Annotated in this window: 5 protein-coding genes and 8 pseudogenes; 3 read left to right on the forward strand and 10 right to left on the reverse strand. The window is 74.4% G+C overall.

The features are described from left to right. Window positions 1-36 precede the first annotated feature (36 nt). The 3 genes and pseudogenes from UK94_RS54595 to UK94_RS54605 all read left to right on the forward strand — a co-directional run. Window positions 37-864, forward strand: a pseudogene (locus tag UK94_RS54595) (hypothetical protein); the annotation flags it as partial. Window positions 865-1,388: 524 nt separating this feature from the next. Then, a partial coding sequence (locus tag UK94_RS54600; protein WP_268761403.1) for a transporter substrate-binding domain-containing protein occupies window positions 1,389-1,987 on the forward strand: 599 nt, incomplete at its 3' end. A gap of 1 nt (window position 1,988) precedes the next feature. After that, window positions 1,989-2,189, forward strand: a pseudogene (locus UK94_RS54605) (ABC transporter substrate-binding protein); the annotation flags it as partial. 66 nt (window positions 2,190-2,255) lie between these two features. Here the strand turns inward: UK94_RS54605 and UK94_RS54610 are convergent. From UK94_RS54610 to UK94_RS54645, 10 genes and pseudogenes are all read right to left on the reverse strand, one after another. Further along, window positions 2,256-2,676 (reverse strand): tetratricopeptide repeat protein (locus UK94_RS54610; protein WP_313949519.1); only part of this gene is annotated, 421 nt, incomplete at its 5' end. A gap of 1 nt (window position 2,677) precedes the next feature. Next, window positions 2,678-3,815, reverse strand: a pseudogene (locus UK94_RS54615) (tetratricopeptide repeat protein); the annotation flags it as partial. Between the two features lies 1 nt (window position 3,816). Beyond that, a pseudogene (locus tag UK94_RS54620) lies at window positions 3,817-3,942 on the reverse strand (hypothetical protein); the annotation flags it as partial. A gap of 1 nt (window position 3,943) precedes the next feature. Beyond that, window positions 3,944-4,025: pseudogene (locus UK94_RS54625) on the reverse strand (hypothetical protein); the annotation flags it as partial. A gap of 1 nt (window position 4,026) precedes the next feature. Beyond that, window positions 4,027-4,598 (reverse strand): annotated as a pseudogene (locus UK94_RS54630) (serine/threonine protein kinase); the annotation flags it as partial. A 592-nt stretch (window positions 4,599-5,190) separates the two neighbouring features. Beyond that, a partial coding sequence (locus tag UK94_RS54635) for a GlsB/YeaQ/YmgE family stress response membrane protein (protein WP_235488272.1) occupies window positions 5,191-5,308 on the reverse strand: 118 nt, incomplete at its 5' end. A 40-nt stretch (window positions 5,309-5,348) separates the two neighbouring features. Next, a pseudogene (locus UK94_RS54640) lies at window positions 5,349-5,469 on the reverse strand (GlsB/YeaQ/YmgE family stress response membrane protein); the annotation flags it as partial. Between the two features lie 166 nt (window positions 5,470-5,635). Continuing rightward, a complete protein-coding gene (locus UK94_RS16400; RefSeq protein WP_235488239.1) occupies window positions 5,636-6,553 on the reverse strand; it encodes an ATP-binding cassette domain-containing protein in 918 nt (305 codons plus the stop codon). Then, complete coding sequence (locus UK94_RS16405; protein WP_055750529.1) at window positions 6,550-7,590, reverse strand: siderophore-interacting protein; 1,041 nt, start codon at window positions 7,588-7,590, stop codon at window positions 6,550-6,552. Before UK94_RS16405 ends, UK94_RS16400 begins: the two co-directional genes overlap by 4 nt. 1,630 nt (window positions 7,591-9,220) lie before the next feature. Continuing rightward, window positions 9,221-9,499, reverse strand: a pseudogene (locus UK94_RS54645) (protein kinase); the annotation flags it as partial. Window positions 9,500-9,532: the final 33 nt, after the last annotated feature.

Raw genomic sequence — 9,532 nt, forward strand, 5'->3', positions numbered from 1 at the left:
GCGTCTGGGGGCGCGTCGGATGGCGCCTCGCGGGGCATGGCGTCCCCGGCGTGCCCCCTGGACCTGCTGGCTCAGGGCATCCCCGTCTACAACGGGATGGTGGAGCGGGCCCGGGCGAACAACCGCGCCGGTCTGTCCGTGGGCGAGGCCAACCTGCGGGCCGCCTCGACCATGATGCGCACCGAGATCCTCCCCTCGACCGAGGTTCTCGTCGCCCGCTACGCCGACGCCGTCGACCTCGCCTACCAGCGGGCCACCGGGTCGCAGGGGGAGTGGGCCATCGTGATCACCGCCGCCTTCGCGCTGGGCTCGCTGATCGGCGTGCAGCTGCTGCTGGTGCGCCGGACGAACCGCCTGATCAACCCGGGTCTGGTGATCGCGACCGGCGCGGTGCTGGCGGCGGTCGTCTGGACGGCGGTGGCGTTCGGCACCCAGCAGACCCGCCTGGACACCGCCCGCGACGCCGGCTATCGGCAGATGACGCTGCTCGCGCGCTCGAAGACCCTGACCCTGGAGGCCAGGGTCGACGAGAACCTGTCGCTGACCGCGTTGGGCAACGGCGTCCGTTTCGACGAGCACTTCGCCTGGGTGACCCGGGGGTTGGGTTTCGACGCGACCGGCGACCGGCTGCCGCCCGAGCCGGTCACCCGCCGAGGCTCCCTCGTCGTGGCGCTCGACAGCCGCCAGGGTGCGGACCTGCCACCCGGGCTGGAGGCGGACCTGCGGTCCTGGCTGCAGGTGCGCGACTCGGTGGTGAGACTGCTGGCCTCCTCGCCCGACTCGGTCGTGGCCGCCGCCCACGCTCCCGGGGACGCCGGCTCCACCGGTGGGGACGCGCGCTCGTCCGACACGTTCGGCGAGGCGNTCACCCGCACGCTCGGGCCGGACACGGCCGCGTTCACCCGTTTTCTCGGCAAGCTGGACGTGGCCGTCGACTCCGCCCGCGGTCGGTTCGAGGGCGACGTGCGCCGCGCGGCCGACGCACTGCGGGCCCTGCGGCTGGCCGGCCCGGCCCTCGTGCTCGCCGCCATCGTCGCCGCCGCGGCCGGCATGTGGCCACGCCTGCGGGAGTTCCTGTGAGCCTCCGCGACGGCGCCCGCCGGTGCCGCGGTGCTCGCCTGCGCCGGGATGCCTGGCTGGTCGCGGCGGGTCTCGCCTGCTGCCTGGCCCTGGTGGGCGGTGCCGGCTGCAGCACGGCGCGCAGCCCGCTGCCGATCGAGGCCGGTCCGCTGCCGCGTTCCCCGGCGCCGCCGGCCGAGCCGACACCGGCGCCGGCCGGGGCGGTCAATCCGGACGGCACCTGCCGCCAGGACGGCCGGCCGGTGCGCTCCACGGAGCCGCCGCTGGACCCGCTGCCGGCACCGGGGCACATGCCGACCGGCAGCCGGATGCGCGCGATCGCCCAGGTCCGGGGCTACCTGCGGGTCGGCATCGTCACCGACGCACCGCCCGCGGGGCTGATGAACTGGCGCACCCTGCGGCTGGAGGGGTTCGACGTCGGCATCGCCCGCGCCGTCGCCGCGGCGATCTTCGGGCCGGACGACGTCGACGATCACATCCAGTTCCGGGCGGTCACCACGTCGGAGCGGGAGGACCTGCTGCGATCCAACATGGTCGACATGCTCGTCGCGACGATGACCATCACCTGCGAGCGCAAGCGGCAGGTCCGGTTCTCCAGCGTCTACTACGAATCGACCCTGCGGCTGCTGGTCCGCCAGGAGGCGGGTTTCACCGGCATCGCGGACCTCGCCGGCCGGCCGGTGTGCACGTCGGCGGGCAGCACGGCCAGCGAGAAGCTCGCGCGGCTGCCGACGCCCGCCCCGCGCGTGGTGACCCGCTCCCGCATCGCCGACTGCCTGGTCGCCCTCCAGCACGGCGACGTCGACGCGATCGTCGGCGACGACGTCCTGCTCGCCGGGCTCGCCGCCCAGGACCCCTACACGACGGTGCTCGGCCCGCAGGCGTTCGGGGCGGCGTTCGCGGCCGGNGGGCGGCTCGACGAGCCCTACGGCATCGCGATGCCGATCACCGGTGACACCGCGGGGGACGACGGGTTCGTGGCGTTCGTCAACGGGGTGCTGCGGCAGATCATGCTCGACGGCACCTGGTCACGGCTGTACGACGAGTGGCTGCGTCCCGGGCTGCGCGTCCCGGGCCGCCCGCCGCTCGCCGACGCCGACACCTCCTGAGACGAGCCCGGCGGGCCGGCAGCCGGATCGGCCAGGGTGGCCGAGGCGGATCACGGGGGCAGGGCGTCAGGTCAGGGTGCGGGGGCGGGCGTGGTTTGCCTGGTCGACGAGCCGGACGCGGCTGGCCCGGTCGGGGGTCAGACGGGCCATCTCCCGGTAGGTCTCGGCGAGCCCGAACCTCAGCTCGCGCTCGACCATGGGCCGACCGAGCAGGGTCGGGGGCCGGGGCGAGCCAGGCGGTGGATGGCCCGCGGGGACCAGCGTCAGGGCGGCGGTGAAGATGTCGCGGCGCAGCTCGGCGCGGCGTCGTTCGCCGAGGTCGAGCAGGGGATCGGCCAGCAGTGCCGCGGCGCGTAGCAGCGCCGCGGAGCCGGTCGCCGGGGAGTCCGTTCCGGGGACGCGGGCGACCAGGACGCCGATCATCCGGGCCCGCGACGCCGTGTAGGCGGAGGAGGAACGGGGCACCCGCTGATAGGCGTCGATCTTGNCGGTCGGGTCGGTCCGGCACCGCGCCAGCCCGAACGCGGCGCTGGTGACGCCGGGGTCGATGGCGCCGACGACGTCGAACAGCTCGCCCGCGCGCTCCCGGGCCGCCTGGCGCTCCCGGGCGGAGCCGGCGGTGGTCGCCACGTCGGCGAGGGCCGTCGCGAGGGCGAGGCGGGGGGCGAGCTCCCCGGGAACCTGCGAGTACACCCGGTCGAAGGCCGCCGCGGCCTGCCCGGGCCGCCGCGCGACCAGGGCGGCCAGCCCCCGGTACCAGTCGACGCGCCACTCGCGGGGGGCCGCCGCGGCCGCGGCGTCCAGGGCGCGGGCCGCCTCGCCGAGCTGCCCGGCGCGGATCCGCGCCCGGGCCAGCGCCAGGCGCACCTCCGTGGTCACCGGAACGATGGCGGCCAGCCGGGCGGCGAGCGCCGCCGGGTCCTCCTCCGGGCCGGCGGTCAGCGCCGGCGCGCGCGGGTCGTCCTGGTCGACCCGCAGGTCCGGTAGCACCTCCCAGGCGGCGGGGGGTCCGGTCGGGCCGGTCTCCCCGGTGGGATGCCCGGCGGCGTCGAACCATCGGCTCGCCAGCGGCGGAACCGGCCCCTCCGTGCGGGCGACGATCTCGTAGAGCACGCCGACCAGCTCGTCCGCCAGTTCGGTGACGCTCTGGAAGCGTCGTTGTGGGTCGGTCGCGGTGGCCCGGCGCAGCAGTCGGTCCAGCGACTCGAACTCCCGCAGCGGCGGGTGGGCCCGGCGCGGGGGCAGCACGTGCCGGTAGGCGTCGACGAACCCGGGGAAGCGGCCGAGGACGAGGCGGGCCAGCGTCCGGGCGACGGCGAACGTGTCCGTGGTGACCGACGGTGCGGCCCGTGCGACGCCGCCGGGGCGTTCGCCGTCGTCGTCGAGCTCGGGCGCGCGGTAGCCCGGCGTGGACAGGTAGCCGGAGACCATGTCGTCGAGGCGGCGGGCCCCGCCGAGGTCGATGAGCTTCACCCCGGACGCGGTGACCATCACGTTGTCCGGTTTGAAGTCGCAGTAGACCAGGCCCATCCGGTGCAGGTGGCCCAGCGCGGGCAGCACCCGCAGCAGGTAGCGCAGCACGTCCGCGGGGGGTGGTGGGGCGGGTCGCCCATCCGGACCGGGCGGNCCGGTGTCGGCCAGCCCGGTCAGGGAGATCCCCGGCACGTACTCCATCACGATGTAGTCCTCGCCCTCGTGGGTGACGTAGTCGAGGATCTTCACGATCGCGGGGTGGGACACCGTGGTGAGGATGNGCCGCTCGCCCTCCGCGATCCGCCGGGCCTCCGGGTTGGCGGCGTCGAGCAGTCCCTTGAGCACCACCCAGGCCTGCACGTCNTCGCCACCGAGGTTGTCGTCCGTGGCCGCGTACACCCAGCCGAGGCCACCATGGGCGATCACTCCGTGCACGGTGTAACGGCCGACCCGCTCGCCGGGACGCAGCTTGACGGTGAACGAGTAGCGGTGGCCGCATCCCCCGCAGGTGCCCTCGAGCGCGACCGTTCCCGACTGGCCCGGACGGGCCACCGGCGCGCCGCACCCCGCGCACTCCCGCAGCCCCACGGGCACGCTCGGCGCCTCCAGCAACGGTGGGGTGGCACCGGGGGGTGGCCCGATCCGGCGGGGCAGTCGCAGCGGGTCGCGCGGCACACCGGGCGCGGGGCCCCGACGGGGGGAGGAGATCGTTCGTGGGACCGGCACCGCACCGACGCCCACGGCCCGCTCGCGGCCGTCCTCGTCGCCGTCGTCATCGCCGGGCCGGGGCGAACCGGTGAAGCGGGCCCGCGTGGGCTCGGTCGGTTCGAGCCACCGGGCGGACCCGGCCGCGCCGCCGGTGCGGCCGTCCCCCGGCGGGTCCGACCGATCCTCGTGGTGGTCCCCGTCGGGCAGCGTCGCGTCGTCCTCCGCCATAGGTGCCTCTCCGCCGACGTCCGCGGCCCGGCTGGGGCGCTGCCGTGTCGTGCCGTCAGCCTGCCACGGGCCCGTTCGTCCGTCGTGGTGGAGCTCCCTTTGCTCCTGGCACGGACGTTTCGGCCGCGCTGGACCGACCGTGTCCGAGAGGTCGGCCGTATGCTGACGGCCTTCTGGGGCGCCACCCGGGCACGGTCCGTTTCGTCGGCCGGACGCGCGTGGTGTTTTCACGGTTGCGCGCGTGGGGTTCGACGGTCGGCAAAACCGGGATCGGTCGGACAGCGCCCGCTGCACCCGGATTCCGGCCGGCCGGCGCCCGGGGCGGCGTGCACCGGGACCGGTGGCCCCGTCGCCCGGTGACGCGGCCTCCCGGGTAATGGCTCCGTCCGGCGGGTGACGGCTGCGTTCGGCCGGAATCGGCGGCCGTCGTGCCCGGCCGGCGACGGTTGCGGCGGGCGCGGGAGGCGTCCGCGGACGACCCCGCGCACGCCGAAGGGCCGACCGGACTGGCCGGTCGGCCCTCGGGAGCAGCTCCCGGACCCGGAGCGACGCCGCTGGTGGGCGGGGTCGCCGGGCGCAGGCTCAGCGGAGATTAGTGGTGCACCGGCCGACGGCCGTGCACGGCGCGGTAGATCAGCAGTGCGATGATCGCACCGATGATGGAGCCGATCAGGCCGGAGGGCTGGAACGCGCCCTCGTCGAAGTCGTGGNCGAACAGGAGGTAACCGAGGAAACCACCGATGAAGGAGNCGACAAGGCCGAGGACAATCGTCGCCGGAATGCTCATCGCGTCGCGACCCGGAACAACCAGGCGGGCGACTGCGCCAGCGACGAGCCCAAGCAGAATCATGGTGAGGATGAACCAGAGCACGAGAGCCTCCGCAATTTTGCCGTGGCCGGCGGCGGTGCCGGGGTGCGCCGCTTTCCTGTTCGCCGGTGTGATCGCGGGTTGTATCCCCGGTGCGGCTCCCGTCAAACTGTCCGATTTCGTGAAAGGTTCCCGGGTGGGCGCGGGTCAGTGAGGTCGAACCTTCTGGTCAGCCCGTGCGGCGCGGGGCGCGGGCCGACCAGCGGCCGTCCTCCCGGCGGACCGCGATCGGATGGTCGAAGCAGGAGCTGACCAGCTCGGTGGTCAGCACGTCGTCGGCCCGGCCGGTCGCCAGCGCCCGCCCGCCGCGCAGCAGCATGGCATGGGTCGTCGTAACCGGCAGATCCTCCAGGTGGTGGGTCACCAGCACGCTCGCCAGCTCGCCGAACTCCCCGGCCAGCGTCTCGACGCTGGTCAACAGCCGTTCGCGGGCCGCGACGTCGAGGCCCGTCGCCGGCTCGTCGAGCAGCAGCAGCCGCGGCCGGGGCACGAGCGCCCGCGCGATCAGCGTCCGCCCCCGTTCGCCCTGGGACAGCGTGGGCCAGCGTGCGTGCCGGATCGTGGCGATGCCCAGCAGCCCGAGCAGCTCCGCCACCCGCCGCCGCTGGGCCTCGGTGGGCCGCCAGCGGGGAACGAGCTCGATCGATCCGGTCGCACCGGTCAGCACGACCTCCTCGACGGTCAGCGGCGAGCGCAGCGGATGGCGGGGATCGACGTGCCCGATCCAGCCCCGCAGCGTCCGGACGTCGACCCGACCCAGCCGGTGGCCGAGGACGTCCACGCTGCCGCGGGTGGGGTGGCGCACCGCGCCGCACAGGCCGAGCAGCGTGCTCTTACCCGCCCCGTTCGCGCCGAGCAGGGCCCAGTGCTCCCCGGGACGGACCGTCAGATCGACGTCGGCGAGCAGCTCGCGGCCCTCGCGCACCAGGGCGACGCCCGCGCAGCGAAGCACCGGCGGTCCCGACCGCGGTCCGTTCGCGGCGCCGACGGCCGACCGCGATGCCGGCGCCGCGCTGGTCGGCGCCGCGCTGGTCGGGGCACCGTGGGCGGGGGCGGCGCCGTTCAGCGGCGTGTCGGCTGTGGTCATCGGCTCCGGTCGTCACCGCGATCGCGCATCGCGGCACGCACCTCCCGGGCGGCACTGCGGGCGCGGCTGCTCAGTGGCCCGAGCGTGCTACGCAGCCGGCTCCCGCGGCCCCCGCCACTGCGGGCGATGTCGGCGAGGTCCGCCTCGCCGAAGTCGTGGTCGGGATGGTCCGCCGCTCCCAACCACCAGTAGCCGCGGGTGGAGATCTGGCCGCGGTCCAGTCCGGAGCCGAGCAGCTGGCGGCGGATCCGGCGCACCGCCGAGGCCTCACAGGCCACCCAGGCCGCCGTGCCCGCCGGCAGGACGGCCGCCGCGACGGACTCGGCGAGCAGCTCGCCGGCGACCCGCGTGCCGCGGTGCAGCCAGGTGACCGTGGCTGCCGGGTCGACCGGCAGGTCACGGTGGCGGCCCGCGTCGCGGACCTCCGCCAGCACCGTGACGCCTGCCGCCGCGGGCAGCCGTTCGAGGATCGTCGCCAGCGCCGGCAGGCCGGTCTCGTCGGCGGCGAGCAGGTGATGGGCCGCGCCGGTGGGGACCTCGTAACCACCCCCCGGACCGGCGATGGCGAGATGGTCGCCGGGGCGGGCCCCGGCCGCCCATCGCCCGGCCGGGCCCCCCGCGTGCAGCAGCATCTCGATGTCCAGCTCACCGGCGTCGGGGTCGAACCGTCGCGGGGTGTAGGTCCGGACCACCGGGCGGGGCTGACCCGCGGGGAAGACCGGCCGTCCGTCCGGGCCCCACGCCGGGACGGTCGGCTCCCGCTGCCCGTCCACCGGAAGGAAGATCTTGATGTGGTGCGCGGGCCGGGGCAGGGCGAAACCGGCCAGTGCGGGGCCGCCCAGGGTCACGGTGACCATGTCGTCGGCCAGCGGGGCCACCCGGACGACCTGCAGGCGCCGCGGGGCGGGGCGGGTGCGCCGTGGCTGCGGGGCGCCTCCGCCCGGCGCCGCACCCGCGGCGCGAGAGAGTGGCCCGGACCGGTCGGCGGGTGCCCCTGGGGTGGCAGGGCCGGCCGGGTCGGATTTGAAGGTTGACATCTCCCTCGTGTCCTGCCTTTGCATCAACACGGGGACCGGACGGTGGGTCCGTGCACCCGGTGCCACGACCGGCGCGGCGTCCGTGCGGTCGCACGCGCCAGCGACCACCTCGGATGAACGTACTTCTTGCCCCAAGGGCCCGGCGGAGCCGGGTACGGGGTCCGCAGGGCACCGCCGGCGGACGCCGGCCTCCGCTCGACGGCCACCACGCCGGCCGCGGGAGTGCGCGGCGGGTGCCGATCTCACCCCGGCGTCCACAGGTTCACGGCATCTTTCCCGGGATCAACAGCAGAAAAGAGCCGACCATCGGTGGAGATCGCCATCGTTTTTGGCGACACCGCCCCGATGTCGGAGCGCAACGTGGCGGTGCGATGGGGATGCAACCTATCGGATACATCCCACCGCTGGATCTCTCCCCGGCCCCAGGCGAACGTGACGAGGGTATGGCGGTCGAAGGAGAGCAGGACCTCGTCCACCGGGCCGGTCCCGCCGTCGGGAAAGGCGATGGTGGCTGGGTTCGCCCGATCGGCGGTATCCCAGAGGGTCACCGTGCCGACGTCGTCTGTGACGACGACCGTGTCGGTGTCGAGGAACAGGACCGACCGCGCCTTACCGCCCCTGGTGGGAAAGGTGACGGTGTTGACGAGGTGCTCCATGTGCTGAGTATCCCATATCCGCACCGTTGCCTGGTTGTCGAGGTCCGCGGTGGCGGCGTTGCGGCCGTCGGCGGAGAGCCCCACGGCGACGCTTTCATGGAGGTTTGCGGCGGCGGCCCCGGTGCTAATGGTCGCATCGGAAGGCGAGTAGGTGGGATGGGCGAGGTCCCAGGACATTATCTCGTTGCCGCCGACGGCGACCAGACGGAGGCCGTCGGGAGAAAAGGCCANCCCCCTGACGAACTTCCCGTTGTCTCCGCCCGATTCTCCGGTGAAGGTATCGGTTTGGATGCTGACCGGACTTCCCGGGCGGGTGACGTCCCATAGAAATATCGCTCGCTGGCCGTCGGTGGTAACGCCGGAATGAGCCAGGATGCGACCGTCGGGAGAAAGGATCGACACCCGTCCGACCGACTTTGCGAAATCACGGAAACCGCCGAGGAACGAGGCATTCGCCGGATCGGTGATATTCCACATCCGCACGGTGGAGTCGGTGGTGACGACGAGGGTGTGGCCGTCGGCGGAGAAGCTTTCGGCCCGCGGCGTGGCCGCAGGCTCAGGCAGAATGGCCACGAGGGTCGGGCGGACGGACTCGGGGGCGGGGTCGGGCCGGTTCAGCAGGACGACGAGCACGGTGGGAATCGCGACGGCCAAGGCCACGGCGAGCGCGATCGTGATGCGCCGTCGCCGTGACCGCGGATTGGTCCGTCCGCCAGGATCGGGATCGCGGGACGAGGGAGCGTCGGGACGGGGAGTGCTTGCCCCCGGAGCGCTCGGCTGGGTGGCCAGCGGTGGCGGCGGTGGCAGGGAGGCCGGCTCGGGTGGTTGGTCGGCGGCGTTGCTCACCAGGTCGTCGAGATGCAGGGGGAGCCAGACGCGGCTCGTCCAGCCGGCGCCATGGATGGCGGTGGCGGCCCTGGCGAGGTCGAGGGCGAAGGCCTGTGCCGTGGGCTGGCGGTCGGTCGGGTCCTTGNCCAACGCCCGCAGGACGACCTGCGCAGGACGACCTGCGCGATGGGGGCGGGCACGCCGGCCGGCGGCGGGACCGGGGTGCTGATGTGATGCTCCCAGATCACGGGCACGGGCAGGGTCGGGTCGAAGGGGAGTGCGCCGGTCAGAAGCTGGTAGATCACGACGCCGAGGGCGTAGAGGTCCGTGGCCGGGCTCAGTCGACCGCCGGTGATCTGTTCGGGCGCCATGTAGGACGGTGTGCCGGCCACCGCGGTCGCTGTGACCGCGGTTCCCTCGAACATCTTCGCGATGCCGAAGTCGGCGACCTTCAGTGT

It is taken from the genome of Frankia sp. AvcI1, from assembly GCF_001420875.1.
Classification (GTDB): domain Bacteria; phylum Actinomycetota; class Actinomycetes; order Frankiales; family Frankiaceae; genus Frankia; species Frankia alni.

Bases quoted from the DNA above. Each gene is read 5' to 3' on its own strand.
- UK94_RS16400 (WP_235488239.1), bottom strand. From the start codon at position 6,553: ATGACCACAGCCGACACGCCGCTGAACGGCGCCGCCCCCGCCCACGGT.
- UK94_RS16405 (WP_055750529.1), bottom strand. From the start codon at position 7,590: ATGTCAACCTTCAAATCCGACCCGGCCGGCCCTGCCACCCCAGGGGCA.